This is a genomic window from Haloarchaeobius ordinarius, from assembly GCF_051801355.1.
Lineage (GTDB): Archaea > Halobacteriota > Halobacteria > Halobacteriales > Natrialbaceae > Haloarchaeobius.
Map to the genome: position 1 here is coordinate 1,895,162 of NZ_CP196560.1, position 25,028 is coordinate 1,920,189.

Consider the following 25,028-nt stretch of genomic DNA (forward strand, 5'->3'; position numbering starts at 1 on the left):
CACCTCCGGTCTGGTGGGGGTCACTCCCGTTCCGACTCGAACTCGCGGTCCTCGTCTGTGGCCCGCCCGACCCGCGCCCGGGCGTCCTCCAGCGTCTCGGTGTCGAGCAACCGTTCTAGCTTCTCCTCGAACTGCGCCTCGGAGAGTTCCCCCTGCGCGTATCGCTCGCGGAGGGTTTCGAGCGCGTCACGCTTCGATGGCGGGACCTCCTCCGATCTTCGCGGTCCAGCGAGCGCACCGTCGAGCGTCTCGTCCATCCGACGGTCGAGGTCTCCCAGCACGTCGTCGTCTTCCCCTTCCTCGCCAGAGAGGATGCTCACGATGGGGACGATGACCGCGTAGCCGATGAGGAATATCAACCACCAGTCGTTCACGTCGAGGAAGAGGGCGGTGAGCCCGGCACCGAGGACCAGCAGCGACGCGACACGGGTCAGTGGCGTGTCGCCAGGACGGGTTCGCATGGCTGTCGATAGTTCGAACGTCGGGAAAAGTGTTCCTCAGACGAACTCAGACGAGGCTCGCACCGTCGAAGTCGGGTCGGTCGTAGTCTATCTCCAGCAGGTCGAGGATGGTCGGCGCGATGTCGAACAGGTCCGCGTCGGAGATGTTGGCCTCGGGGTCGTCGATGAACAGCGACGCGTTGTCGAAGCTGTGCATGCCGTTGCGGGCACCCTTGGTGAACACCTCGTCGTGGCCCTTGAAGCCGGCCTTGAGGTCGAAGCCGTGGTTCGGGATGATGACGAGGTCGGGCGCGATGTCCTCGTGGTCACCGCGGAACGCCTCCTCTTTCTCGACGACGCGCTCTGCGACTTTCTCTCCGTTCGGCCCTTCGAGGGCTTCGAGGTCGGCCTTCAGTTCGTCACGCACCGCCTCGTACTCCTCCTGGGGGACAGAGCCACGCGGTTCGCGGCCCTCGAGGTTGAGGTAGACTCGCCCCGGGATGAACGAGTACGCGCGGGCGTCCGAGGAGATGTCTGCGAGTTCCTCGGGCTCGTCCGTCTCGAACTCCAGCCAGCCCTCGCGCTGGAGCCACTCGTTGAGGTGGACCTCGTTGTCGAGCGTGGTGAAGCCGTGGTCGCTCGCGACGACCATCGTCACGTCCTCGGGCAGTTGCTCGCGGAGCTTACCCAGGTAGTCGTCGACCTTCTCGTAGAACGCGAGGAACTCCTCTTTGTACTCGCCATCGCGCTCGTAGTCCTCGAACAGGAAGTGGTTGACCCGGTCGGTGGTCATGAAGACGCCGAAGAACAGGTCCCAGTCGTCCTTGGCGATGTAGTTCGAGAACGCCTCGTAGCGCTTCTCGAGTGTGAGATGGGCGTCCTCGACGAACTCCGACTTGTCGTCCTTGTGGCCGAGTTTCGCGTTGACGTCGAGCCTGTAGTCGATACCGTCGAGGTACTGCGCGAACTCGTCGGGGTAGGCGGCTTTGGCCATGTCGTTGACCGAGAGGAAGCCGCTGACCATGCGCTGGACGTTGCGCTGGGGCGGGAACGTCACGGGCACGTTCATGACGGTCGCGTCACGACCGTCCTCCTGCACGCGGTCCCAGAGGCGTTTCGCCTGCACGTCGTCGCCCATGGGGACGTAGGTGTCGTACGTACCGACTTCGCGGTCCTGAAAGCCGTAGACACCGGTCTCGCCGGGGTTGACGCCGGTCGTCAGCGACGGCCAGCAGGCGCTGGATTCCGGCGGGACGATGCTGTCGATGGGACCGGCACTGCCCTCGCGAGCGAGCGCGGTCAGGTTGGGGAACCGCTCCTCGTTGTCGGAGATGAGACTGTACGGTACCCCGTCGATGCCGAAGAACGCGACGCGGGGATTGTCCTCGCCACGGAGACGGTCGAAGAGACCCATATCGCCCCGTACTGCGGTCGACTACAAGAACCTTCTTTTCACTGCTCAATCAGGCCGCTGGTCGCGGGTCCCGGCAAAAATTCGTTATTCGTTCTGCGGCTTCGAGCGCTGGAAGTTCGTCGGGACGACCGTGACGTGATACATCCCGACGCCACCCGTAGAGGTGCGCGATTTCGTCTCCTCGCGGGGTTCGACCTTCGTCGTCGGGTGTGCGGTGTTAGTGGCCATCTCTATCTGGAGGTACGGGCCAAACCCGGATAAAATTACTCATGCTCATAAATTATCCGGGGCTCGCCGTCCATTACCCCGACGTATCTTCTCGGTGGAACGGCAGGTCACTCTCGGGGACACGCTCGGACGAGACACGTTTTTGTGGAGGGTCCCCGAACGGGTGCCCATGGAACGAAACGTAGACGACACCGGACAGTTCGTCCGCGTGGGTCTGGGGTCGGTCGCTTTGTTCGCTGGGATGGTCGCCGGTGCGGGGTTCCAGCGCACGTCGGCTGGACTCCTCCTCGGCGCGCTCGGAGCAGTGCTGTTACTCACCGGTGTGGTGCGGGTGTGTCCGCTCAAGACGGCGCTCGAGTGAAAACGGTTCGAAGACGGTGCGAAAAGCGACTGCGGCTTACTGGAACGTCTCTTCGTAGAGGTCCATCGCGTGTTCGATGGCGTCCTTCGCGGCCTGCTTGTCCTCCCAGCCCAGCGTCTCGACTTCCTTGCCCTCCTCGAGGTTCTTGTAGGTCTGGAAGAACTCGTCGATCTCGTCCTGTTGCTGCTGCGGGATGTCCTCGAGGTCCTGGATGTGGTCGAAGCGCGGGTCTTCGGTCGGCACCGCGATGACCTTGTCGTCCTGCTCGCCGTCGTCGTCCATCTTCATGAGAGCGACGGGGCGGGCCTCGATGACACAGCCCGGGAACGTCTGGTCTTCCACGAGGACGAGCACGTCGAAGGGGTCCTCGTCGTCGTAGTACGACTGCGGGATGAACCCGTAGTCAGAGGGGTAGTGGACGTTGCTGTGGAGCACGCGGTCCAGGACGACCCCGGGGATGTCCTTGTCGTACTCGTACTTGTTGCGCTCACCCTTGAGGCACTCGACGACTGCGTAGATGGTCTCCGGCGCGTTCGGGCCAGTTTCTAGGTCTTCCCAGAGATTCGCCATACGTTCTGGCGTGGGAGCACGGCCCGGAAAGTCCTTTCGTATTTACCCATTCGCCACAGTTTATCATCGGGCCAGGGACTGTGTTCCACGATATCACCTCGAAGTGACTGAAAAATAGTACCAGTCGCCGGAAATCGCAACCCCTCAGGCAGTCTAGGGAGTGACGAATCGGTGGAACTGCAAGTAAATGCACTAATAGTTGAGAAGTGTTAAATAGCCTGGTGACATTTAGTAAGGTATGTCAGAGGCACAAGCAGTCACCGGCCAACAGGGAATCGCGCGTGAGCTCACCGCGTTCCAGCACAACATTCTCGTCATCCTGGCGAAAGAGCCGATGTATGGCCTCGCCATCAAACGGGAGCTCGAGGATTACTACGGGACCGAGGTCAACCACGGGCGTCTGTACCCCAACCTCGACGAGCTCGTCGGGCTCGGGCTCATCGACAAGAGCGAACTCGACAAGCGGACCAACCAGTACGAGCTGACCGAGGACGGCTACGCGGCCGTCATGGACCAGCTCCAGTGGACGCTGTCGAAGATCGGTGAAGACGAAGAGCGTGCGGACGAGATTCGCGCACTCCTCGACTAGGGCTACAGATCGGGCACCCGCTTTTCAGCGGTTTCGAACACGAGCCGCAGTGACGTCTCTACGACCTCTTTCTCTTCGTCCGTCGGCCACGCGTTGCGTGGGTAGTACGACTCGAGGAACTCCGAGAGCTCGTCGCTCGTCGCGGTGTCCATCGGGCGGGCGTAGTGGTTCCCCATGAAGTCGGCGAGTTTGCTGGCGTTGCTCGCGTGGACGTCGCCGTGTGCGTCCGCGACCGATTCGACCAGCGCACGGTTGTAGGTGTCTACCGCTGCCCACTCTTCTGGCTCGCCCGGCCCGGACAGCGAGACCTCGACTGCCCGGGACGTGTCGTCGATTCGGTCGGTCTTGATGAGTCCGTCTTCGACCCACTCGGCGGGGTGGAGGACCAGCGTCTCGCCGGGGTCGTCCTCGCGGACACGAGCCGTGAACTCGTGGTCGGTCAACAGGTCGGCCCGTCGCTCCCGGTAGGACTCGATGGCTCCCTCGTCGACTGCCTCCCTGGCGAGGCGAGTGAGTCGTTCTGCCTCCTCGACGACGTCCTGGGGGAGTTCGGACGTGTCGACGGCTTCGGCGTTCTCCGCGTTCTCGGCGGCTTCTGCGCCGCTCTCGTTCTGATGTACGTCTTCAGGCATCGTCGAGCGCCTCGTTCGCGAGATTGTCTGCGCGTTCGTTTATCTCTCGCGGTACGTGCGAGATAGTCCACGAATCGAAGCCAGAGAGCAGCTCGCGGACGGTGACGCGTTTCTCGCGCAGGGTCGGGTTGTTGGTGTCGTACTCGCCGCGGACCTGCTTGACGATGAGTTCGGAGTCGCCCCGTATCTCCAGTTCGTCGTAGCCGAAGTCGCGCGCGGCTTCGAGGACGCGGATGAGCGCGTCGTACTCGGCCTGGTTGTTCGTCGCGTTCCCGATTCGTTCCGAGCCCTCGCCGACGATACCGTCGCTCGTGACGATGACCCAGCCGATGGCTGCCGGGCCGGGGTTTCCGCGGGACGCACCGTCGAAGTAGCAGTGCGCGCGGCCGCCACCGCCTCGCAGGACCGCCTCGATGTCGGACGGTTGTGCTCCCTGAATCACGACCTTCTCGTCGTAGGCGACGGCGGACGCGTCGCCGTACTCCGCGCGCCAGCGTTCGTGCTCGGTGTTCCCGCTCGTGACCGTCGCACCCGCGGATTCGAGTCGTTCACGGGCCTCGTCGACGTCACATTCGATGACTGGCATTGACCGAACGTCACCGAACCTGGTGTAAAACCGTTCTGATTCGATTTCAGTGTCAGAACAACAGAATTAGCGCAGTCTGTCGATTCGCTCTGAACGGGACTTTCTGTCGCGCCGAGAACGTCCCGAATCATACCAAGGGTTTAAGACTCTCCGAACTACTACTATAAAAGTGCGATGACACGGTCTACCCGCCAGCGGGAGCGAGAACTCGAGACCGAGACCTCGGACGAGCAGGAAGGGGTTCGGGAGTGCCCTGAGTGCGAATCCGACAATCTGGTCAAAAGTTCCGACAGGGGCGAACTCGTCTGCGACGACTGCGGGCTGGTCGTCGAAGAAGAGAAGATCGACCCCGGTCCGGAGTGGCGCGCCTTCAACCATCAGGAACGACAGGAGAAGTCGCGCGTCGGAGCCCCGACGACACAGACGATGCACGACAAAGGGCTCACGACGACGATCGACTGGAAAGACAAAGACGCGTACGGGCGTTCTATCTCGTCAAAGAAACGCAGTCAGATGCATCGGCTGCGCAAGTGGCAAGAGCGTATCCGTACCAAGGATGCCGGCGAGCGCAACCTGCAGTTCGCGCTCAGCGAAATCGACCGGATGGCGTCCGCACTCGGTGTGCCACGCTCGGTCCGCGAGGTCGCCTCGGTGATCTACCGGCGTGCGCTCAAAGAGGACCTCATCCGCGGACGGTCCATCGAGGGCGTCGCCACCAGTGCGCTCTACGCGGCCTGCCGCAAGGAAGGCATCCCGCGTAGTCTCGAAGAGATCTCCGAAGTCTCCCGTGTCGAACGGAAAGAGATCGGACGAACGTACCGCTACATCTCACAGGAACTCGGTCTGGAGATGAAACCGGTCGACCCGAAGAAGTACGTACCGCGGTTCTGTTCTGAACTCGAACTCTCAGAGGAGGTCCAGACGAAAGCAAACGAAATCATCGAAACGACTGCAGAGAAGGGACTGCTCTCGGGTAAGTCTCCCACTGGCTACGCCGCGGCCGCCATCTACGCCGCGTCGCTCCTGTGCAACGAGAAGAAGACCCAGCGCGAGGTCGCAGACGTCGCACAGGTGACCGAAGTCACCATCCGGAACCGCTACCAGGAACAGATCGAAGCGATGGGCATCCACAGCTAACGCCCACCGACCATCCTCTCCTATTTTCGCCCGCCGAGCGACGGCACCATTCCTGTCAAATGCACTACAAAGTCGAGATAGTTGTTTTTCAATGACAGATTCCGGCGTAACCGTTAACCCTCACCGCGACGAGGTGTGCCCGATGGGCCTGCTCATCGGTACCCCGGACGGTCTCTTTCACACTCCCGACGGCTTCGAGACCGTCGAACGGACGCTCGATATGGCTGTCCACCGGGTTCACGTCTTCGACGGCGGCGCGCTCGCAGCGACACCGGCCGGTCTCTACCACTCGGACGACGGGTGGGACTGGACGAAGGTCGAATCGTTCGCCGGTTCCGTCCTCTCGATGGCCATCAGCCCCGACGACGGGTCGTGGTTCGTCGGAACCTACCCGGCGGCCGTGTACGTCTCGGAGGACGGCGGCGCGACGTGGACCGAGTGTGATGCCTTCCAGAACCTGCCCTCGCGCGACCGCTGGCGCGACCGTGCGCCCGGTGACGACGCAGCAGTGCGGAGCATGGCCGTCCACAGCGGCGCACCGGACAGACTCGCCGTCGGCGTCGAACCAGGCGGCGTCTTCGTCAGCGTCGACGGCGGCGCGACCTGGAACGAGCGAACGGCGGGTATCCACGACGACGTCCACCACCTGCTCGCACTCGAGGTCGACGAGTATCTCGCGGCGACCGGCAACGGCCTGTATCGAACGAGAGACGCTGGCCGGTCGTGGCTCCGCCAGGACACCGACTTCCGGGACTTCTGGTTCAACTACTTCCGAGAGTCGGTCGCTCACGATGGAACCCTCTACGCGTCCGCGAACGGCTGGGGACCGTCGGCTCCCGGTGGCGCACTCTTCGAGTTGCCGGTCGGTCGAACCGGTCGCGAGAGCACTCGTGTTCCCTATCCCGGCGAGAAGGGGTCGTTCGTCGTCTCGTGGGCTGTCGACGGGGACGACGTCTACGCCGGGACCATGGGTATCGAAGACGGCTTTCAGCGGTACGCACCCGGCCGCGTCCTCCGGCGGGAAGAACACGGCTGGATTCAGGTCGGGGAGGTGCCAGCCGCCGCCCGCTCGCTCGTCACCATGTAACTAACAACACGCGGCCAACCGCGGTGTGCCCTGACTGCCCACCCGGTCACCAGCCGCGGTCGTGTGACACACTGTGCCGGGGACCCGACGGTGTCGCCCGTTCGCTATTTCGCGTCTCCCAGCGACCGGTCTCCTCAGCGCGCTTCGCGCCGAGTGGCGACGATGCGAACCGTCTCGTCGATGGTCGCGACGAGGCGTTCGTCGTGGCGCGAGACGACGACTTCCACGCGCAGGGGGTCGCGCGACACCGTTCGAATCTCGTGTTCGTCGTCGGGGTCGTGCCACGTCCAGGACGGGTCCTGCTGGACGTCCACACCGTGGTCTGCCAGAAACTGCGTCGTCTCGTGGTGGTACGACATCGGGAGGCTCGCGGAGGTCAGCGTCTCGTTTCCGCAGTAGCCACAGGTAAACTCGGCGCGGACCGGTTCCCAGCTGCCATCGGTCTCGAAGAGCCGACCGGTGACGCGCCCGCCGCACGTGTTACAGAACCCGGACAGGACTCGTGCGAGCGACGCTCGCGCCCAGGTATCGAACGCGTGCGGCAACTCCTCGCGCTCGAACTGGTCGAGCGTCGCCGGCGGGAACGCGGCCTCGACCAACACGGCATCGCAGTCACTGCACGCGACGGTCGCCTGCTCGTTTTCGTACGACGCGCGGAGCGTCTCGTCCCGGCACACCGGACACACGCCCTCGATGTCGAACGAGTCGAGGGTCCCCGTCGCGGTGTACGTCCCGGCGAGCATCGCGCCGTACACCTGCTCGCCGGCGAGCGAGAGTTCGTACCCGCCGTCCACACCGAGAGTGTCGTCTTCCGAACCAGCAGTCTCGTCGGGCTCAACCCGCCGGACGAACGACCCGACTAGCTTCTTGAGGTGGTAGTTGAACTTCCCCGAATCTCGCTCCTCTACGTGCCCGCGTATCTCCGAGAACGCCAACGGGCTATCAGCCGAGCCCAGCGTCTGGATGATTCGAATCCGAAGTTCGTTACCGAGTTGTGCGAAGACCGCTTCGGGCGGTCGTCGCTCGACGGCTGGTGCAGTCATGACAGTTCTCGTCCCTCCAGCGACATGGCAGTATCGGCGAGACGACTGAACATTAATCAGCGTCAGGCACGTACGGCGACCGAATGCGGCTCGACGACTACATCGAGAGCCTCGAACCAGACGAGGACGCACGCCGTCGGCAGCTGGCGAAGGAGAAGTCCTACGCCATCACGGACTACCTGCAGGACTTCCAGTCGCAGTTCGAGGAGACCGTCCAGGGCGATTCCCTGTTCGGGGCGACCGCGCCCTCTATCTTCGTCGGTCGGACTAACTACCCCCGGGTGTCGACCGGCCTGCTCTCGCCCGTCGCTGAGGGCGACCCGACGGACTTCGTGACCGACGGTGCGTGGTACCAGCAGGGCCTCGGCGTCGGCGACGTGGTCGAGCGACGAACCGGGCTGTTGAACTCGACCCGGCGAGCCAACGTCGACGTGAACGACGTGTGGGACGGTTTCGTCGGCGTCCAGCGCGAGGTCGCCATCGCGGGCGACCCGGTCGACCTCGAAATCGGGCTGGACGGGAAGCCGAACCTCGACCTCGACGTGGACGACGGTATCGCGACCCCGCGAGGGCCGCGAGCCAGCGCCACCTCTGTCGACCTCACCGAGAACCCGTACGTCCCGAAACCGGTCAAGAAGACCCTCGAGGACGACGACTGGCAGGCACAGGGTGCCATGACGTATCTCTACCGGCGGGGGTTCGACGTGTACGACGTGAACCGTATCCTCTCGGCGGGGGCGCTCGGCCAGGGCGAGAACAGACGGCTCGTCCCGACACGCTGGTCCATCACGGCGGTCGACGACACCATCGGCCAGTACCTCCGTGGCCAGATTCGCCACGCGCCGAGCGTGGATTCGGTCGAGGTCTGGGAGAACGAGTTCATGGGGAACCGCTACTGGGTCGTGCTTGCGCCCGGCCAGTGGGAGTTCGAGCTCGTCGAGATGAAGGCACCGGGGAGCGTCTGGAACCCGGCCGAGTCCGGCGACATCTGGATGGGAAGCGCCTCGGAGGGGTACGAGGGCCGGACCGGCTACGTCGACGAGACGGCCGGGGCGTACTACGCCAGTCGGCTGGGCGTCCTCGAACACCTCGCCGACAGGGGCCGACAGGCGAAGTGTCTGGTCCTGCGGGAGGTGAGCGACGACTACTGGGCGCCGGTCGGCGTCTGGCAGGTTAGAGAGAGCGTCAGGAACGCCTTCGATGGCGAACACGGCGAAGCAGAGACGTTCCACGGGGCCGTCCGGACGGTCGCACGACGGTTGCCCGTGTCACTGGGTCGGCTTCGCAGAAAGTCGGAGCTCGTCGCCGGCCTCCAGTCGTCGCTCTCTGACTTCTAGAGCCGCGGGATTTATCTCCGCGCACGGCTTGGTACTAATTGTCATGGTGTGGTCATCCCTGCTGGTCGACTTCGGTGGACAGACGCCCGCCGTCGCCAGCTTGCTCACACTCGTCGTCGTTTCGCTCGTCCTCGACTACTACTACCGCGTCGGATTGCGGTAGAGGGCCACGCCAGTTAGACGTCCTCGACGTTGGCCCACGCCTGGTCCACGAGTTCGCCGGTGTCACTGACGAGTTCGTCCCAGGTCTCGTCGTCGGGAGCCATCCCGAGCAGTCGCGCGATCTTCATTATCGAGACGTGGTAGACGTGCTGACGGCCGGGCGCTTCTTCCCAGATGACGACGTTACAGGGCATCAGGCCGCCAATCTCTTTCGAGATGGCCAGCGCTCGGTCTGCCATCTCGGGGTGACACGCCCCGAGCACGTAGTACGGGTCGTGCTCGGAACCTGTCTTCTCCTCGATGACCGCAGAGGGCGAGAACTCGACGAGGGTACCGAAGCCAGCGCCCGCGAAGGCCTCGCGGACGTGTTCGATGGCTTCCTCGTGGTCCATCTCCAGGGTGGTCTGTTTCTTGCCGAGGTCGTCGTCGCTCAGCTGGTCGGGGTCGATTTCGAGTGCCATCACGTAGAGACTTGCACGCACCGCACAAAAACGTGTCTCCCGGCGGTCGGTCACATCGGAACCGGCAGCACGCGGAGCCACCCCAGCACCGTCTCGGTCGGGATGAGTGGGTCGTGCAGGACGAGCCAGTCGAGCAATACGAGCCCCGCCCCGTGTGCGACGATGGAGGGAAGCAACGAGTCACTCTTGTAGTCGACCGCGCCGAACAACACGTCGGTCGGGCCAGAGAGCAGGACTTCGAGTGGTGGCTTTCCCGCGTGGTGGAGCATGTACACGAACGGACTGATGAACGCGGCTTTCACGCCGAAGCGCTCGCCGACGCCGACACAGAGCAGTCCGCGGTAGTACGTCTCGACGGCGACGACCAGCATGAACTGCTTGCCCGCGTGGACGGCGAACTTGTCCAGCGGAACGGTGCCGCCGGCCCACTCACCCCACATCGGGTAGTACGCGCGGATGCCGGGCAGCGAGGAGCCGACGATGTAGAACGGGAGGACGAACGCGGCCAGTAACAGCGTGTTGCGAATCGCCGGCCAGTCCACCCGGTAGCCGATGTTCTTCCCGTGGCTGAGCGCGAGCGCCATCGGTCCCACGAAGAAGATGAGCGTGTCCGTGACGAGACGCTCGTCGAGCGGGTAGCGCGTGTACTCCATCCAGAGCAGGGAGAGCACGAGACCCACCAGAAGTGACTTCTGGGTCCAGCTCAGGTTCGACGGACGCAGGGAGGACAGCCGCACGGAAGACAGCCGCTCGGAGAGCCACGACCGAACGTCGTCGAAGGACTGTGCGACCGTCGAGAACACGGTGTGTTATTCGTCTGCGGTGGGGACGGCACCGCGACCGACCACGTCTCGCACGGCGTTCTCGAACTCCTGGCGCTTCTCGAAGTAGGTGATGTCGATGCTTTCGAGCACTTCCGAGATGGTCTTCGGGCCCTCCGGCGTCCGGATGGTAGACTCGCCTTCGAGCGCTTCGAGGCGGCTCTTCTGGATGGGCCATGTCAGTCGGGAGGTGACGCGGGCGAGCGGCGCGCCCTCGACGGCGTCACCGGACCCGAGTTCGACGGCAGGTTCTGTCTCCTCTTCCTCGTCGTCAGCCATACGCGGAGGTTTGCAATCCCGTCGATTCAACCTTTCGCTTCGTTGCCCGATGTCTGACGTACTGTTTTGTGTCGTGAGGCGTAAGTGAGGGACATGACTAGCCTCGCGGACGTGTACGAGGACAACGTCGGGGAGGTCGAGAACCTCCGTCGGTTCTACCTCGGAGTGAGCCTGTTCCTCGCCGGTGCGTTGTTGACGGTCCTCGGTATCGTCGTCGGTGCGACAGATGTCCTCGCCGGACTCGGTGTCGACATCTACGGGTCGAGAGAGATCGCAGGCGTCCTCGGCGGGCTGGGGATTCCTGCCGTCCTGGTGGGCGTATTCACGGTCCTGCCGGCGAGTAAACGGATTCGGGCTGCTGCTGCCATCGGTGCCAGCGTCTGCGTCCTCGGCGTCGCCCTGTTCAGCCGCGTCTATCCCGGCGAGTGGATCGGCTCGCCGACCGCGAGCCAGGGCATGACCCTGCTCGTCGCGACGGTGTACTTCGTCGGCGTGTTCACCGCCATCGGCTGCCTGTTCAGCGCCGTCGTGACGTTCAAGACGCGCAACGACCCCGGCGGAACCGTCACGATGCAGGTGACTCGCGAGGGCGAGACGACGGTCGTCGAGGTCCCCGAAGAGAAGGTCGACGAGGTCGAGGGCCAGAAAGCCAACGCCGCCCAGTACGGGAGCGTCGGCATGTTCGGCGCGCAGCCGGACGGGAACGTCGAGACGCAGACGAACCGCCCCGGACGACAGGAGAAGCGGTCCTCAACGTCGGAATCGTCGGTGTGGTCCAGCTCGTCGCCGACGCACCCGGCCGTGAACACACCCACTAGCGACGGCGGCACGACGACGAACGACATCCGGTCGCCGCTGGACGAAGACGCCGAAGTCATGCGCTCGGAACCGACGCCAGCCCCCGCGGAGAAGAACCTCGCCGACCGCTACTGCGGCAACTGTGCGCACTTCGACTACGTCCGGACCAACCGCGGCATCCAGCCCTACTGTGCCCACCACGACGAGGAGATGGACGACATGGAAGCCTGCTCGTCGTGGGAGCCGAACAACTGACGACCGACTACGGTTCCTCTCCATCGGCCGTCTCGACACTCCGAACTCGTTCTACCGTCTCACACATCCGGTCCCAGTGACTCCCGCGCCAGAAGCACTGCCCGCACTCGCGACATCGCCAGACCGGCGTGTCGTCGTCGGGCGCGTAGTCCGGCCGCGTCGTCGCGGTGGAGAGTCGTTCGACCGGGCCGTTACAGCGACCACAGCGCGTGGGCACGTCGGTCGGGGTGAGCGAGACGCCCGCCGCGACGAGTTCCTCGAGCTGGGCCTCCGGGTCGTGCTGGCACAGCAGGATGGAATCGTCGGCCCGGTTCGCGAGGTGTACGTCCCGGGTGACGAGTCTGCGGCGTTCGTCGGCCGCGATGGTCAGGAGCCGGTCGTCGTCCTCCTCGCCGCGGTCGAGCGCGTACACGGTGTCGTGCCCGCAAAGCCGGAGGTAGGTCGTCAGGCCGCCACACATCACGTCGAGGAGGAAGCGAGTCATGGTGCGGTGCTGTAGTCGTCAGTGCAGGAACTCCCGGACACCGTCGGCGTCACGCGTGTTGAGCACGTCGGCGGCCTCGGCCCACCCACGGCGGGCGGTGTGGACGCCATAGCGGATGTACTCGAACGTCGCAGTCCGGTGTGAGTCCGTGTTGATGGCGATGGTCGCACCAGCGTCGACGGCGTACTTGACGGCGCTCCCTGAGAGGTCGAGGCGGTATGGGTTGCTGTTGATCTCGAGGGCAACGTCGTGCTCGACCGCGGCTTCGGCGAGACGCTCCGGGTCCACGTCCAGCCCCTTGCGCTGGTTGAGCAGTCGACCGGTCGGGTGGCCGATGATGTCGACCGACGGGTGTTTCATCGCCTCGATGAGGCGGTCTGTACCGTCACCATCGAGGGCTGCGTGTGGGGACGCGACGACCACGTCCAGTTCTTCGAGGACTTCGTCGGCAACTGAGATGCTTCCGTCGGCGGCGATGTTCGCCTCGACGCCGGAGAACACCTCGATGTCGACGTCTGCGGCGGCCTCGCGGACCGCCTCGGCCTGTTCGAGCAGGGCCTCGTCCTCGACGCCGACGCCCCCGACGACCCCGGGGCCGGTCGCGTGGTCGGAGATGCAGATGTAGTCGTGGCCGAAGGCGGCCGCACCCGCCAGCATCTCCTCGATGGTCTCGTTGCCGTCCGACCAGTCGGTGTGGTTGTGCAGGTCACCACGGACGTCGTCCTCCTCGAGGAGGTCCGGCAACTCGCTGGCGGCAGCCGCCTGAATCTCACCACGGTCCTCGCGCAGCTCCGGCGGAATCCACGGGAGGTCGAGGGCTTCGTACATCGATTCTTCTGTACTACCGCCGACGCGGTCGCCCACACGCTGACCCGCGTCGGGGTCGTCGATACCCGAGATATCGAACGCGCCGTACTCGTTGAGCTTCATGCCGCGGTCGATGGCGTAGTTCCGGAGCCTGACGTTGTGGTCCTTGCTCCCGGTGAAGTACTGCAGCGCCGACCCGAACTCGTCGGGGACGACCACGCGGAGGTCGACACGGAGGCCGTCCGTGCGGATTGCGGCCTTCTCGGTCCCGGACTCGATGACGCTGTCGACCTCGTCCCAGTCGGTGAAGGCGTCGACGACCGCGCTCCCGTCCTCGGTCGCGACGAGCACGTCGACGTCGCCGATGGTCGCGCGCCACCGTCGGAGCGAGCCAGCGACCTCGACCGACTCGGCCGCGGCGACCGATTCGAGGTGGGCGACCACCTCGTCTGCGACCGGGCGGGCGTCCCCCAGTAAGGTCCGTTCGCCCGCAGACTTCGCGAACTCGAGGTTGTCGAGGATGTTCTGCTCGGTCTTCGCGCCGAATCCCTTGATGTCCTGTATCTTTCCGGCCCGTGCCGCGGATTCGAGGTCTTCCAGCGTCACCACGCCGAGTTCGTCGTAGAGGGTGCCGATGGTCTTCGGCCCGACGCCCTCGACACGCAAGAGCGCAGCCATGTCGACGGGATAGCGCTCGCGCATCTCGGTCAGTTCCGCAATCTCGCCAGTCTCGGCGTACTCGATAATCTTCGCGCTGATGGCGTCCCCGACGTGTTCGAGTTCGTTCACGGCGTCTTCGCCCTCCGCGACGAGGTCTTCGAACGACCCCGGGTACTCGCGGACGCTCTCGGCTGCCCGGCGGTACGCGTTCGGCTTGTACTCGACGTCGTCCGCTTCGAGCAGGTTGGCCATCTCTTCGAGTCGGTCGGCGACGTCCTGTTGCAGGTTCATGGTTCGATGGTCACCGGTCGAGTGCTTTCTTCAGGAAGCTCATCCAGCGCTTCGTGTCCGCGGCTTCCTGGGCCTTCGCCTCCTGTTCGAGGTTCGTCGGCCCCAGGTTCTCCAGCGCGTTCAGCGCACGGTCGATGCCGATGATGGCGTTGACGAGTTCTTCGCCCTCCTCACGGGACAGCGACCCCCAGTCCTCCTCGATGCGCTGGCGGCGCTGGAGGCGTTCGCGTCGGAGGTTCTTCTTCGCTTCGTCGACGCGCTCGCGCTCGCCCGACGGGATGGTGTCCCGTCGTTTTATCTCGAAGACGAACTCGCGGAGGTCGAGCTCCGTTCCCTGCACCTCGATGCGGTCGGGGATGTTCGCACCGATGGTGGCCCCCTCGCGGTCGACCTTCGCGAGAAGCTGCTTCATCTCGTACTCTTTCACAGTTCTACGTCGGTCCCGACGGCTCAAAAACCCTGTCTCGCACCGTGGTTCGACGGAGATTCACCGTCGAGACCCTCCGCGTATCGAGTCTCGATACGACGTCCGAACTCGTTGATACCTTTACATCCGACCCGGTCTACGTACTCGATAGGGAACATCAGTTCCCAGGCAGCCATGTCGACCCAACGAATCCGCGCCCGACAGGCGATGGAACTCGCCCTTTCCCCGGACGAGCACCGTCGTGACGAGTTCACACTCGTCGATGGGAAGCGTTCGTTCACACGATCGACGACATGGCGGTCGGTCAGACCCTTCGACAGAAGGTGACGGACTACTCCAATCCCGGACGATTCCACGTTCATCGGCGGGCGGTTCACAGCGCCGCCCGCCCCAATCACCCCATTCGCTGTATCCGACACTCACTACCCCCGAGCGAACGCACCGGCTCACAGTGACGGTACCCGGATAGTTACTCTCCCGAGGATGCTCGATATTAGCCCCGGCTCACCCGTTCCCAAACTCCTTTGCGTCTCCTCTGTGTACGTCACTTCAATGGCTGAATGCGACGAGTGCGGCGACCACACCAGTATGCCGTACACGTGCAACCGGTGTGGTGAGAAGTTCTGTGGCAAACACCGGTTGCCCGAAAAGCACGACTGCCCCGGGTTGCAGTGGAACGACCCGCAGGGCGTCTGGCGGGAGGACCAGTCCGCCAGCGGGAGCCAGCAAGAAAGTGGCGGCATCACCAGCGCCCTCTCGGGACTCGGATTCGGTAGCGGTGGCGCGTTGAGCTACTTCCGCGGGAACATGACGTTCGTGTTCCTCGCGTTGATGTGGGTGACGTGGGCGACCCAGTGGTACATCCTTCCGAACATCTCCGGTATCTCCCCCTACGTCGGGGCAGAGAACCCCGAACTCTGGTACAACATCTTCACCCTCCAGAGCCAGCACCCCGAGTACATCTGGGCGTGGTTCACCTCCATCTTCGCTCACGCGCAAGGCTTCGGTCACATCGCCGGGAACAGCATCGTGATATTCTTCTTCGGCCGGCTGGTCGAAGAGTACGTCGGGAGCCGCGACTACACGCTCATCTTCCTCGGAAGCGGTATCCTCGCTGGCCTCGGTCAGATCGCCATCGCGCTCGTCCAGGGCAACCCGACGGCGCTCTACGGGGCATCCGGTGCGGCGCTAGCGATGCTCGGCGCACTCACCATCATCCGGCCGAACCTGACCGTGCTCATCTACTTCCTCATCCCGACGCCGATCTGGGTCATCACTGGACTCTATGCACTGTTGAGCGTCACCGGCATCCTCGGCGGTGGCGTCCCACTCCCGGGCCAGGCCAACGTCGCCCACGGGGCCCACCTGGTCGGCCTCGCCATCGGCCTGCTGTACGGGCAACACGTCAAGGGTCAGGTCAGGCTCCCGCGCGAGACCCAGCTCGGTGGCGGCGGACGCCGCGGTGGCGGTCGCGGCCCGTTCTGAGTGATGCACGAAGAGTTCGTCCCGGACCCCGCCGCGTCCCGGGAGGAGATGGAAGCACAGCAGCGACGGGTCGCCGAGGCTGCGATTTTCGAGGACGACTTCGAGTTCGACCCGGACAGCGTCGGCGCAGACACCGGGCCGCTCGTCGCGGGCGTCGACCAGGCGTTCCTCGACGACCGCGCCGTGAGCGCCATCGTCGTCCTCCGGGGCGAAACCGTCGTCGAGAAGACCTACGCAGTGTCGCCACTGGAGATTCCGTACATCCCGGGGCTGCTCTCGTTCCGCGAGGGCGGACCCATCCTGGACGCCTTCGAGGCCCTCGAGTCGGAGCCGGACCTGGTCCTGTTCGACGGCAGCGGGCGCATCCACTTCCGGCAGGCGGGGCTCGCCACGCACATGGGCGTCATCCTCGACGTGCCGAGCATCGGCGTCGCCAAGAGTCTGCTCTGTGGCACGCCCCAGGGCGAGACCGAGAACCTCCCCGTCGGTGAACGCGTCGCCATCTCGGCCGACGACAGGGTCGACGCACCAGACGGGACGACCATCGGCTACGCAGTTCAGACCCGGCAGTACGACTCACCGAACCGCTGGATAAACCCGCTGTACGTCAGCCCCGGGCACCGCGTCGGTGCCGAGACGGCGGCCGACCTCGTGGCCAGACTGGCGACCCGGTACAAGCTGCCCGAGCCGACCCGGCTCGCCGATTCGTACGCCGACGAGGCGAAACGAACCATCGACACTTAGGTACCCGGCGGGAGAACGCCGGCCCATGACAGACGACTCGGACACGGACGCCGGCGACCCGGCGTCCGAGACGGGGACCGACGAACCCGCAGATGGACCGGAGCCGAAGCTCGAAACCGTGCTCATCACGGGTTGTTCCTCCGGAATCGGCCGCGAAGCCGCGAAGGCGTTCCTCGACGAGGACTGGCTGGTCTACGCCACCGCGCGCGACACGGCTGATATCGAGGACCTCGCCAGGGCGGGCTGTGAGACTGCCGAACTCGACGTGACCGACCGCGGACAGGTCGAGCGTGTCGTCGACCGTATCGTCGACGAGAACGGGCGCATCGACTGCGTGGTCAACAACGCCGGGTTCGCACAGATGGGGCCGGTCGAAGACATCCCCACCGACAAGGTCCACGAGCAGTTCGACGTGAACCTCTACGGGCCACACCGGCTCATCCGCGCCGCGCTCCCGCACATGCGCGAGTCCGAACGGGGAACCATCGTCAACGTCTCCAGCGCCCTCGGACGCATCACGTTCCCCGGTTCGGGCGTCTACTCCGCGTCGAAGTTCGCACTCGAAGCGATGAGCGATGCACTCCGCGGCGAGGTCGACCAGTACGACGTGGACGTGGTCGTCGTCGAACCCGGCCCCGTCGAGACGGACTTCTACGACCGCGCGGACAGCGAACTCGACGACTTGCCGCGCTCCGACGCCTACGACGACCTCTACGAGATGTACGACGACGCCAACACGGTCAGCGGCGGCGGGCCGATGTCGGTGACGCCGCGGGCGGTCGCCGAGACCATCCTGAACGCGGCGAGCAGCACCGACCCGGACCCACGCTACCCCGTCGGGGCCGCGGCGAAGTACTTCATGCTCGTCCGATTCGTCCCGGACCGCTGGCGGGACACCATCCTCCGGCTGGTTCGCAGGTTCGCGCCGTAGCGGCGGTTTCGAGGTCGCGGTGGCGGTGGCTATGGGGGGCTGGCGAACTGGCGGGACTCCGGGTCTCGCGCGACGGTCGTCCCGCACGACCGCTGGCCGGCGCGCGTCGGCTGTCAGCGCACGGCGACGCTGGCCGCGGTCTCGGATAAAAAGGTCGGGTCAGTCCAGACAGGCTGCGACGATGCGGAGCATCCGTTCTCCGCACACCTCCTCCGCGAACAGCGGGACCCGTTTGATGTCGTGGCCGCGGAATATCTCCTGGGCCTCCGCGAGCGCCTTCTGCTGGACGTCCCAGCGACGCTGGCAGAACTCACAGGAGTCGAGGTTCGGTTTGACGAACTCGTCGGGGTCGATGTCGTCGGTCACGTCCGCGAGGTCTTCCATCACCTTGTTGACGACGACGGTCCCGACCGGGATACCGTACTCCTCGAGCTGGGCGAGCAGGCGCTTCGACTCGAACACGCTCATCTCCTCGGGGTTCATCACGACACGGAAGTCGGTCTGGGTGGGGTCCCGAAGGACGGCTCGCAGGCGTTCTATCTGTTGCTGGAGGGCTTCGAGGTCGTCGGGCATCCCGTCGTCCTCCTGCCCGGGTGTCCCGCCGAACATGCCTTTGAGCCCCTCCATCATGCCACCGAGACGCTCGCGGAGTTTGAGCATCCGGCCGAGCATCGTGTCCATTATCTCGGGGAGTTCGAGCAGGCGGAGGGTGTGCCCGGTCGGGGCGGTGTCGACCACGACGCGGTCGAACCGCGGGTCGTCGAGGTACTGGAGGAACAGCTGCATCGCGGCGGCCTCGTCGGCACCCGGCATCGCGCCGCCCATCAGCTGTTCCATGGGGCCGCCCTCGCCGCCGAGCATGTCACCGAGGCCGCCCATCGGCCCGCCAGCACCGGGGCCGCCGCCCATACCCATGCCGGTGTCGTCGTCCTCGCCGGTGCTCTGTCCACCGCCGAAGACTGCCGCGCCCTGCTCCATCGCGACCTCGGGGTCTATCTCGGCCGCGTAGAGGGGGATGTCCTCGCGAATCTGGGTCGGTTCGGCGGGAATCTCCGTCTCGAAGGTGTCCGAGAGCGAGTGTGCCGGGTCGGTCGAGACGACGAGCGTCGTCGACCCGTCGCTGGCGCTCGCGAGCGCGGTCGCGGCGGCCATCGTCGTCTTGCCGACGCCGCCTTTGCCGCCGTAGAGGACGTACTTCGGCGCGTCGATACCGTCGAGGCCGACCTCGTCGGTGGTCGTCGTCTCCGTCCCGTCTACGACGTCGACGTCGATATCAGCGCCCGTCGCGTCGACGGACGGCTGGTCGTCGTCGCTGTCGTCCACTTCGTCGACCGCTTCGACGCTGATGTCAGTCATAGGCGCTGGTACCGCGTCACGACTTGTGTACTTCCCGGTTGGACGCGAGAACCCGAAGTCAGGAGAAGTACGCTGCCAGCCGCTCTGCTGCCTCCTCGACCCTGGGCGTCACCAGCGCGAACCGGAACCAGTCCGAGCGTGAGTCGCCGAAGGCTTCTCCGGGCATCCCTGCGACGCCGGCCTCGTCGATGAGTCGCTTGGTGTTCTCGACGGACCCGGGGGTGTCGCCGAACCGGGCCATCACGTAGAACGCCCCGTCGGGCTGGGAGTACTCCGCGCCAGCCGCGTCCAGCGCATCCATGAACGTCTCGCGGCGCTCGCGCAGGAGTTCGCGGTTCGCTTCGTAGTACGCCGGGTCGGTCTCGCGGAGGGCGTGGAGGATGGCGTACTGGGCCGGGCGCGACGCCGAGATGGTGACCAGCATGTGTCTGGACTTCGCGGCCTCGACGTGTTCTGGCGGCAGGATGGCGTACCCAACCCGGAAGCCGGTGATGGCGAAGGTCTTCGAGAACGAGTTCGTGACGATGCGATGGTCGGAATCGACCGAGAGCGCGCTCGTGAATCGTCCCGAGAGGTCGTAGTGGTCGTACACCTCGTCGCTGACGAGGATGGCGTCGTAGTCTTCAGCGACGGCGACGAGTTCGTGAATCACGTCCTCGCCGTACACTGCCCCGGTCGGGTTGTTCGGCGAGTTCACGACGATGGCCGCGGTGTCCTCGCTGGCGGCCTCGCGCACGTCGCCCGGGTCGAGCGTCCCGTCGGGAGCCGTGGCGACGAACTTCTGGGTCCCCCCGAGCAGGGTGGTTTTTCCCGGGTAGTACGGGTAGACGGGGTCTGTCAGGATGACCTCGTCGCCACTCCCGCGTTCGAGCGCACGCGCCATCGCCAGGTAGTTGGCCTCACACCCGCCGTTGGTCACGACTACCTGGGATTCGTCGACGCCCCGGCGGGCGGCAATCTCCTCGCGGAGTTCCCGAAGCCCCTCCGAGGGCGGGTACTGGAACTCCAGCGAATCGAGGTCGGCGTACTCGTGGAGGCCCGCTCGGAGCGATTCGGGCGGTTCCCAGTCCGGGTTCCCGCTGACCATGTCGACCACGTCGCGGTCGGCGTGGACCGCGTAGGACATGATTTCGAAGAACAGCGGTTTCTCGTAGTTCATATGGCATGCCTCGGTTCGTGGGATGGAGTTTCTTTCGCCCTGTCGCTGGCGAGCGTCTGACCGGTGTTCGGCCGACAGCCCCAGCCCCTGTATTCAAACCACTGCCACTCTTTCCTCCGGGCATGAAGCCACTCGCAGAACGACTCGGTGAGGCCCTCCGCGAGCGCGAGGAGCTGCTCGCGACCGCGGAGTCCTGCACCGGGGGGCTCATCGGCGCTCGAATCACCGACGTCCCCGGCTCGTCGGACTACTTCGACCGGTCGCTGGTGACCTACGCGTACGGCGCGAAAGAGCAGTTGCTCGGCGTGAACCGCGAGGACCTGGACGCCCACGGCGCGGTCTCGGAACCTGTCGCCCGCCAGATGGCCCAGGGCGTGCGCGACACCGCAGACGTGACGTGGGGCGTCTCGACGACCGGCGTGGCCGGGCCATCGGGCGGCACCGAGGAGACCCCCGTTGGAACCGTCTACATCGGGGTCGCCTACGCCGGGCCGTGGGGGAGTGAGTCCTCGTACACGACGGTCGAGCGGTACGAGTTCGACGGCGACCGCGCGACCGTCAGGGAGAAGACGGTCGAGCAGGCACTCTCGGACGTGCTCGACGAGGTGCAGTCCCAGTGAACAAGAAGGGACACGTGATGAACGCGGTACTGTTGAGTATCGGCCTCGGCTACATCCTCGAACCTGCCGGGACCGAAGCGACGTTCGTGAAGATTCTGGAAGTCGGTCTGCCGGTCACGCTCGGGGCGCTGTTCCCCGACGTGGACACCGAGTTCGGCAAGCACCGCAAGACGCTGCACAATCTCGGGATTCTCGGGCTGTTCGTGGCGTTCCCCTACGTCTTCGGGAACCTCCAGTACGTCTGGATCGGCGTCCTCACCCACTACGTCCTCGACATCATGGGGAGCAAACGGGGTATCGCCCTGTTCTACCCCTACTCGCAGGAGTACGGCTTGCCAATCGGTGTCGCAGTCAAGAGCGACCACGCAGACCTGATGACGGTCGTCATCACGGGGTTCGAACTCGTCGTCTGCTACGTCATCGTCTTCCACGTCCCGTGGGCGTCGCTGGAGTTCGGGCAAGGTATCCAGGGACTCGGACTCGCCGTCTTCGGCGTCTAAGCGGAACCCCCGCCAGAATCAGTACACTGCGACGTCGTCGAACCGGCCCTCGTAGGCGATGTGACGCGGGTGGGTCGGCTCGGTGCCCGACAGGAACAGGCGGTCTATCTTCGTCCAGGAGTTCTCGTAGCCCAGGTGGGCGAACTCGACCAGACAGCGGAGTCGGTGACGAAGCCCGCGCTGGCGGCGTACCTCGCGCGACATCCCCTCCTTGAGCGCCGAGACCAGGTCCGCCTCGGTGTCGACCGACCGGTCGAACTCGGTCCACACCTCGCCGATGGACTGGCGGAGGTGCGCGTACGACGAGCCGAAGGGTGCCCAGCCCTCGTCGTCGACTATCTCGCTGGCCCGGCGCTTCCAGTGCGCGAGGAGCTTCGGATTGTACGCTTCGACGGCGTCTATCTCGCCACCCCACGTCTGGAGTTCGTGCTCGTCGAGACTCACGTTCAAGAACTCGGGGTGTGGGGCGAGGACGGCCGCGTCCTGACGCGTCAGTTCGGCCATCGCCCCGTCGAGCGTGATGAAGTCGGGGACGGGGTCTTCGAGTCCGACCGCGAGGACGTGCCGGCGGTTTCGCCAGTCACCGGTGAATATCTCGCGGGCCGGGACGACGAGCAATTCGTCGTCGCTGAACGCCGCGGCTCGCCGGCGTATCTCCGGCAGCCGGACGAAGTGCGGTGCGTACACCAGCACGTCGATTGCCCGGGATTTGGCGCGCTCGACGACCGTCTCGTCGAGTACCTTGACGTGCATGTCCACCCTCGACCCCTCGCTATCGCTCACAGTCAGGGGTATCGTCAGGACCAGTTTAGTGGTTCCGTTTCCGGTCCAGGACAACAATGAAATAGCCGACTCCCGTAGCATCGGCAACTGATGCCGTGGGAATGCCGAATCGACGAGTGTGATACGACGTACCAGACCGTCGAGGACCTCATCGTTCACCAGAGCACCGAACACGAACGACAGGAGTGCAAGGTCTGTGGCGTCGTCGTGCCGGACGGCTATCTGGCCATCCGACACGCCTTCAACGAACACTCTCGCGCCGAGTACGTCCGCGCATACGGCGCGAGCTCGGAGGAGGTCAGAGAGCGCGAGGAGATAAAGGACCTCGTCGAGGACAGTGCCGACCTGCAGTCGGTTGTCGAACGTCTCGGCGGGTCACCGGCGTAAGCGACACGATTCTACTTCCGTTCCGTCCGCGCCGCTGTTCTCGTGCGTGTACCGAATGAGAGAGCGGAACCGCGTGGTCCCTGCCAGTTCCCGTGAACGAAGCGGTCGAACGCTAGAAGAACGCCGTAACGCTCCTGGCTGTTTCCGCACGGCGTTTTGTGCCGTTCGGGTGTCCGAGATTACCGTTCCTCACTGTCCAGCACCCGAATCTGGTCACCGCGCACGGTGACCGGAATCGGGACGGTCGCCTCGTACAGCTCGACGGTGACCTGGTCCTTGCCCTCGTCGATGCGCTGGACCTGCGCCTTCTCGCCCTTGAACGGGCCGGCGATGAGTTCGACGATGTCGCCTTCCGCGATACCCTCGACGTCCGGCTTCGGGGAGAGGAAGTGCTCGACCTCGGAGATGTCGGACTCGCCGGGGATGACACTGCGGGCGTGGGGAATCTCCTCGAGCACACGCTCGATGATGTTGTGGTCGTCCGCTTCGACCATCACGTAGCTCGTCAGCGAATCGGGGGCGAGCGCGGCGTGGATGGTGGGCTCTTCACGGTTCATGATCATGTCCGCGACCGTTCGCTCCTGGCTCGCGGTCGTCTTGACGGCGTATATCGGCATTGTTAGGCTGGTACGAACTGCATCACGAGGGCGATGAGAAAGCCCATCAGGCCGACGAAGAGGATGCCGGCCCCGGCTATCTTGGCGATTTGCGAGAACTCGTCCCACGATGGTGTGCTCGCCATCTTGAGCACGCGAACGTAGGAGGTGAGGTCCTTGGGAACTTCCATGACCGGGGCTTTGTCATCAGTGCTTTTCTATCTATTGATGCTCGTTATCGCCGTCGGAATCACCGGAACGGGTGGTACAGGGGACGGTCCGGTTCGATGTGTGACGTGTCGGTACGGCCGAATCACTCTCGGTACTGGTGACAGCCCAGAGAAACACCGCAGAATACGATGGAGGTGACCGATTGGCCGGGCAGTGAGCGACTAGTCGACGAAGTCGATGTCCTGCTGGACGTTCTGGGGCTGCTGGGTCTGCTGGGGCTGGCCCTCGGTCGTGTTTCCGTAAATCTGGGGCGAGTCGACACCCGTGACGACTATCATCGTGCGCATACTGCCGTCGAGGGTCTCGTCGATGGAGGTCCCCCAGATGATGCGGGCGTCGGGGTCGATGCGGTCGTATATCTCCTCGACGACGCCCTCTGCCTCTTCGATGCTCATGTCCGAGCCACCGGTGACGTTGACCAGCGCCGAAGAGGCCCCGGAGATGTCCACGTCGAGCAGTGGGGAGCGGAGCGCGGCCTTCACGGAATCAGTCGACTTGGCGTCGGAGTCGGACTCACCGAGGCCGATCATGGCGACGCCGCCGCGTTCCATGACGGTGCGAACGTCGGCGAAGTCGAGGTTGACGAGGCCAGGCTTCGTGATGAGTTCGGTGATGCCCTTGACCGAGCGCATGAGGACTTCGTCACTGACCTTGAACGCCTGGCGGACCGGCAGTTTGCCGACGGAGTCGAGCAGGCGGTCGTTCGGGACGACGATGACCGTGTCGCTCACGTCGCGGAGGCGTTCGAGGCCGGCCTCTGCGTTGGTCCGGCGGACCTCACCCTCGGCGGTGAAGGGTGTGGTGACGATGGCGATGGTGAGTGCGCCTGCCTCGCGGGCGGCCTTGGCGACGACCGGAGCCGAACCGGTCCCCGTGCCACCGCCGAGTCCGGCGGTGACGAACACCATGTCCGAGCCCTCGATAGACTCGTAGATCTCCTCCTGGGATTCGAGGGCGGCCTCCTCGCCGACCTGTGGGAGCGAGCCAGCCCCACGCCCGCCGGTTTTCTGTTCGCCCATGAGGATCTTCGTGTCGGCGTCGATTTCGACGAGGTGCTGGACGTCGGTGTTCGCCGCGACGAGTTTCGCGCCGTGGATGCCCTCTTCGTGCATCCGGTTGATGGTGTTCCCACCCGCGCCGCCGCACCCGACCACGGTGATGTTCGTCTGGAGCTCTTGCAGTACGTCCTCGAGCTCGTCGTCGGTCATCTTGCCGGTCCGCTTCGGCCCTGAGTCCTGCGGAACGCCCCCGGAGCCCTGCGCAGGGTCTCGCTCCTGGGCCGCGCCTTCGGCCTCGTCGATAGCGTCTTCAACGATCGAATCCATCCTTAGCACCCATTATTTTATCGAGGTTAATTACCTTTCCCC

The 25,028-nt window shown here is 64.8% G+C and carries 31 protein-coding genes; 12 read left to right on the forward strand and 19 right to left on the reverse strand.

Annotated elements, in window-relative coordinates; genetic code table 11:
• Window positions 1-20: 20 nt before the first annotated feature.
• The 3 genes from ACSC1R_RS09820 to ACSC1R_RS09830 all read right to left on the reverse strand — a co-directional run bounded on the left by ACSC1R_RS09820 (window position 21) and on the right by ACSC1R_RS09830 (window position 2,082).
• Window positions 21-461 carry an SHOCT domain-containing protein gene (locus ACSC1R_RS09820; protein ID WP_439025566.1) on the reverse strand — a complete coding sequence of 147 codons (441 nt, stop codon included), beginning with the start codon at window positions 459-461 and terminating at the stop codon, window positions 21-23.
• Window positions 462-507: 46 nt separating this feature from the next.
• Complete coding sequence (locus tag ACSC1R_RS09825) at window positions 508-1,854, reverse strand: alkaline phosphatase family protein (RefSeq protein WP_439025567.1); 1,347 nt, start codon at window positions 1,852-1,854, stop codon at window positions 508-510.
• An 84-nt stretch (window positions 1,855-1,938) separates the two neighbouring features.
• On the reverse strand, window positions 1,939-2,082 hold the full coding sequence (locus tag ACSC1R_RS09830; protein ID WP_439025568.1) for a hypothetical protein: 144 nt from the start codon (window positions 2,080-2,082) through the stop codon (window positions 1,939-1,941).
• Window positions 2,083-2,251: 169 nt separating this feature from the next.
• Between ACSC1R_RS09830 and ACSC1R_RS09835 the strand changes: the two genes are divergently transcribed.
• A complete protein-coding gene (locus tag ACSC1R_RS09835; RefSeq protein ID WP_439025569.1) occupies window positions 2,252-2,443 on the forward strand; it encodes a YgaP-like transmembrane domain in 192 nt (63 codons plus the stop codon).
• 36 nt (window positions 2,444-2,479) lie between these two features.
• On the opposite strand, the gene ACSC1R_RS09840 is transcribed toward ACSC1R_RS09835, so the two are convergent.
• On the reverse strand, window positions 2,480-3,013 hold the full coding sequence (locus ACSC1R_RS09840) for an inorganic diphosphatase (RefSeq protein WP_439025570.1): 534 nt from the start codon (window positions 3,011-3,013) through the stop codon (window positions 2,480-2,482).
• A 238-nt stretch (window positions 3,014-3,251) separates the two neighbouring features.
• Here ACSC1R_RS09840 and ACSC1R_RS09845 point away from each other — a divergent pair, with 238 nt between their 5' ends.
• Window positions 3,252-3,602, forward strand: coding sequence for a PadR family transcriptional regulator (locus tag ACSC1R_RS09845; RefSeq protein ID WP_439025571.1), 351 nt, complete (start codon window positions 3,252-3,254; stop codon window positions 3,600-3,602).
• Between the two features lie 2 nt (window positions 3,603-3,604).
• Here ACSC1R_RS09845 and ACSC1R_RS09850 read toward each other — a convergent pair whose 3' ends face one another.
• Window positions 3,605-4,234, reverse strand: a complete 630-nt coding sequence (locus ACSC1R_RS09850) for a DUF7108 family protein (RefSeq protein ID WP_439025572.1) — start codon at window positions 4,232-4,234, stop codon at window positions 3,605-3,607.
• On the reverse strand, window positions 4,227-4,820 hold the full coding sequence (gene rnhA, locus ACSC1R_RS09855) for a ribonuclease HI (protein WP_439025573.1): 594 nt from the start codon (window positions 4,818-4,820) through the stop codon (window positions 4,227-4,229). The genes ACSC1R_RS09850 and rnhA overlap by 8 nt, the downstream gene beginning before the upstream one ends.
• Window positions 4,821-4,994: 174 nt before the next feature.
• On the opposite strand from rnhA, the gene ACSC1R_RS09860 reads away from it, so the two are divergent.
• Both ACSC1R_RS09860 and ACSC1R_RS09865 read left to right on the forward strand, forming a co-directional pair.
• On the forward strand, window positions 4,995-5,957 hold the full coding sequence (locus ACSC1R_RS09860; RefSeq protein WP_435335286.1) for a transcription initiation factor IIB: 963 nt from the start codon (window positions 4,995-4,997) through the stop codon (window positions 5,955-5,957).
• Between the two features lie 142 nt (window positions 5,958-6,099).
• On the forward strand, window positions 6,100-7,044 hold the full coding sequence (locus ACSC1R_RS09865) for a WD40/YVTN/BNR-like repeat-containing protein (protein WP_439025574.1): 945 nt from the start codon (window positions 6,100-6,102) through the stop codon (window positions 7,042-7,044).
• Between the two features lie 134 nt (window positions 7,045-7,178).
• On the opposite strand, the gene ACSC1R_RS09870 is transcribed toward ACSC1R_RS09865, so the two are convergent.
• On the reverse strand, window positions 7,179-8,087 hold the full coding sequence (locus tag ACSC1R_RS09870; protein WP_439025575.1) for a DUF7351 domain-containing protein: 909 nt from the start codon (window positions 8,085-8,087) through the stop codon (window positions 7,179-7,181).
• 83 nt (window positions 8,088-8,170) lie between these two features.
• On the opposite strand from ACSC1R_RS09870, the gene nreA reads away from it, so the two are divergent.
• The gene (nreA, locus tag ACSC1R_RS09875) at window positions 8,171-9,424 is read left to right on the forward strand and encodes a DNA repair protein NreA (protein ID WP_439025576.1); all 1,254 of its coding nucleotides are present in this window, start codon (window positions 8,171-8,173) and stop codon (window positions 9,422-9,424) included.
• A gap of 176 nt (window positions 9,425-9,600) precedes the next feature.
• Here the strand turns inward: nreA and ACSC1R_RS09880 are convergent, their stop codons facing one another.
• The 3 genes from ACSC1R_RS09880 to ACSC1R_RS09890 form a co-directional block, all read right to left on the reverse strand.
• Window positions 9,601-10,047, reverse strand: a complete 447-nt coding sequence (locus ACSC1R_RS09880; RefSeq protein ID WP_439025577.1) for a DUF302 domain-containing protein — start codon at window positions 10,045-10,047, stop codon at window positions 9,601-9,603.
• A 50-nt stretch (window positions 10,048-10,097) separates the two neighbouring features.
• A complete protein-coding gene (locus ACSC1R_RS09885) occupies window positions 10,098-10,700 on the reverse strand; it encodes a CPBP family glutamic-type intramembrane protease (protein ID WP_439028704.1) in 603 nt (200 codons plus the stop codon).
• 156 nt (window positions 10,701-10,856) lie between these two features.
• Window positions 10,857-11,147, reverse strand: a complete 291-nt coding sequence (locus ACSC1R_RS09890; protein WP_439025578.1) for a DUF5789 family protein — start codon at window positions 11,145-11,147, stop codon at window positions 10,857-10,859.
• 93 nt (window positions 11,148-11,240) lie between these two features.
• Between ACSC1R_RS09890 and ACSC1R_RS09895 the strand changes: the two genes are divergently transcribed.
• On the forward strand, window positions 11,241-12,200 hold the full coding sequence (locus ACSC1R_RS09895; protein ID WP_439025579.1) for a DUF7139 domain-containing protein: 960 nt from the start codon (window positions 11,241-11,243) through the stop codon (window positions 12,198-12,200).
• Between the two features lie 7 nt (window positions 12,201-12,207).
• Here ACSC1R_RS09895 and ACSC1R_RS09900 read toward each other — a convergent pair whose 3' ends face one another.
• From ACSC1R_RS09900 to ACSC1R_RS09910, 3 genes are read right to left on the reverse strand one after another with little or no spacing between them, the layout of a single operon-like run.
• Complete coding sequence (locus tag ACSC1R_RS09900) at window positions 12,208-12,684, reverse strand: Mut7-C RNAse domain-containing protein (RefSeq protein WP_439025580.1); 477 nt, start codon at window positions 12,682-12,684, stop codon at window positions 12,208-12,210.
• Window positions 12,685-12,702: 18 nt separating this feature from the next.
• Entirely contained in the window at window positions 12,703-14,442 is a 1,740-nt protein-coding gene (polX, locus tag ACSC1R_RS09905; RefSeq protein ID WP_439025581.1) for a DNA polymerase/3'-5' exonuclease PolX, read from the reverse strand.
• A gap of 10 nt (window positions 14,443-14,452) precedes the next feature.
• Window positions 14,453-14,869, reverse strand: a complete 417-nt coding sequence (locus ACSC1R_RS09910) for a DUF5788 family protein (RefSeq protein ID WP_439025582.1) — start codon at window positions 14,867-14,869, stop codon at window positions 14,453-14,455.
• A gap of 552 nt (window positions 14,870-15,421) precedes the next feature.
• Between ACSC1R_RS09910 and ACSC1R_RS09915 the strand changes: the two genes are divergently transcribed.
• From ACSC1R_RS09915 to ACSC1R_RS09925, 3 genes are read left to right on the forward strand one after another with little or no spacing between them, the layout of a single operon-like run.
• Window positions 15,422-16,354 (forward strand): rhomboid family intramembrane serine protease, encoded by a 933-nt coding sequence (locus ACSC1R_RS09915; RefSeq protein ID WP_439025583.1) that lies wholly within the window; start codon window positions 15,422-15,424, stop codon window positions 16,352-16,354.
• Window positions 16,355-16,357: 3 nt separating this feature from the next.
• The gene (locus ACSC1R_RS09920; protein ID WP_439025584.1) at window positions 16,358-17,098 is read left to right on the forward strand and encodes an endonuclease V; all 741 of its coding nucleotides are present in this window, start codon (window positions 16,358-16,360) and stop codon (window positions 17,096-17,098) included.
• Between the two features lie 25 nt (window positions 17,099-17,123).
• Window positions 17,124-18,029 (forward strand): SDR family oxidoreductase, encoded by a 906-nt coding sequence (locus ACSC1R_RS09925; protein ID WP_439025585.1) that lies wholly within the window; start codon window positions 17,124-17,126, stop codon window positions 18,027-18,029.
• Window positions 18,030-18,188: 159 nt separating this feature from the next.
• Here the strand turns inward: ACSC1R_RS09925 and ACSC1R_RS09930 are convergent, their stop codons facing one another.
• Window positions 18,189-19,385 (reverse strand): ArsA family ATPase, encoded by a 1,197-nt coding sequence (locus ACSC1R_RS09930; protein WP_439025586.1) that lies wholly within the window; start codon window positions 19,383-19,385, stop codon window positions 18,189-18,191.
• A gap of 58 nt (window positions 19,386-19,443) precedes the next feature.
• Window positions 19,444-20,544 carry a pyridoxal phosphate-dependent aminotransferase gene (locus ACSC1R_RS09935; protein ID WP_439025587.1) on the reverse strand — a complete coding sequence of 367 codons (1,101 nt, stop codon included), beginning with the start codon at window positions 20,542-20,544 and terminating at the stop codon, window positions 19,444-19,446.
• Between the two features lie 122 nt (window positions 20,545-20,666).
• Here ACSC1R_RS09935 and ACSC1R_RS09940 point away from each other — a divergent pair, with 122 nt between their 5' ends.
• Window positions 20,667-21,164 (forward strand): CinA family protein, encoded by a 498-nt coding sequence (locus ACSC1R_RS09940; RefSeq protein WP_439025588.1) that lies wholly within the window; start codon window positions 20,667-20,669, stop codon window positions 21,162-21,164.
• A complete protein-coding gene (locus ACSC1R_RS09945; RefSeq protein ID WP_439025589.1) occupies window positions 21,161-21,664 on the forward strand; it encodes a metal-dependent hydrolase in 504 nt (167 codons plus the stop codon). The genes ACSC1R_RS09940 and ACSC1R_RS09945 overlap by 4 nt, the downstream gene beginning before the upstream one ends.
• A gap of 18 nt (window positions 21,665-21,682) precedes the next feature.
• Here ACSC1R_RS09945 and ACSC1R_RS09950 read toward each other — a convergent pair whose 3' ends face one another.
• Window positions 21,683-22,417: a PHP-associated domain-containing protein gene (locus ACSC1R_RS09950; protein WP_439028705.1), complete on the reverse strand. Its 735-nt coding sequence runs from the start codon at window positions 22,415-22,417 to the stop codon at window positions 21,683-21,685.
• Between the two features lie 120 nt (window positions 22,418-22,537).
• Between ACSC1R_RS09950 and ACSC1R_RS09955 the strand changes: the two genes are divergently transcribed.
• Window positions 22,538-22,834, forward strand: a complete 297-nt coding sequence (locus ACSC1R_RS09955; protein WP_439025590.1) for a DUF7565 family protein — start codon at window positions 22,538-22,540, stop codon at window positions 22,832-22,834.
• Window positions 22,835-23,013: 179 nt separating this feature from the next.
• Here the strand turns inward: ACSC1R_RS09955 and ACSC1R_RS09960 are convergent, their stop codons facing one another.
• The 3 genes from ACSC1R_RS09960 to ftsZ all read right to left on the reverse strand — a co-directional run bounded on the left by ACSC1R_RS09960 (window position 23,014) and on the right by ftsZ (window position 24,986).
• Window positions 23,014-23,451, reverse strand: coding sequence for a transcription elongation factor Spt5 (locus ACSC1R_RS09960; protein WP_439025591.1), 438 nt, complete (start codon window positions 23,449-23,451; stop codon window positions 23,014-23,016).
• A gap of 2 nt (window positions 23,452-23,453) precedes the next feature.
• Window positions 23,454-23,621 (reverse strand): protein translocase SEC61 complex subunit gamma, encoded by a 168-nt coding sequence (locus ACSC1R_RS09965; RefSeq protein ID WP_261650476.1) that lies wholly within the window; start codon window positions 23,619-23,621, stop codon window positions 23,454-23,456.
• Window positions 23,622-23,822: 201 nt separating this feature from the next.
• Window positions 23,823-24,986 (reverse strand): cell division protein FtsZ, encoded by a 1,164-nt coding sequence (gene ftsZ, locus ACSC1R_RS09970; protein ID WP_439025592.1) that lies wholly within the window; start codon window positions 24,984-24,986, stop codon window positions 23,823-23,825.
• Between the last annotated feature and the right edge of the window lie 42 nt (window positions 24,987-25,028).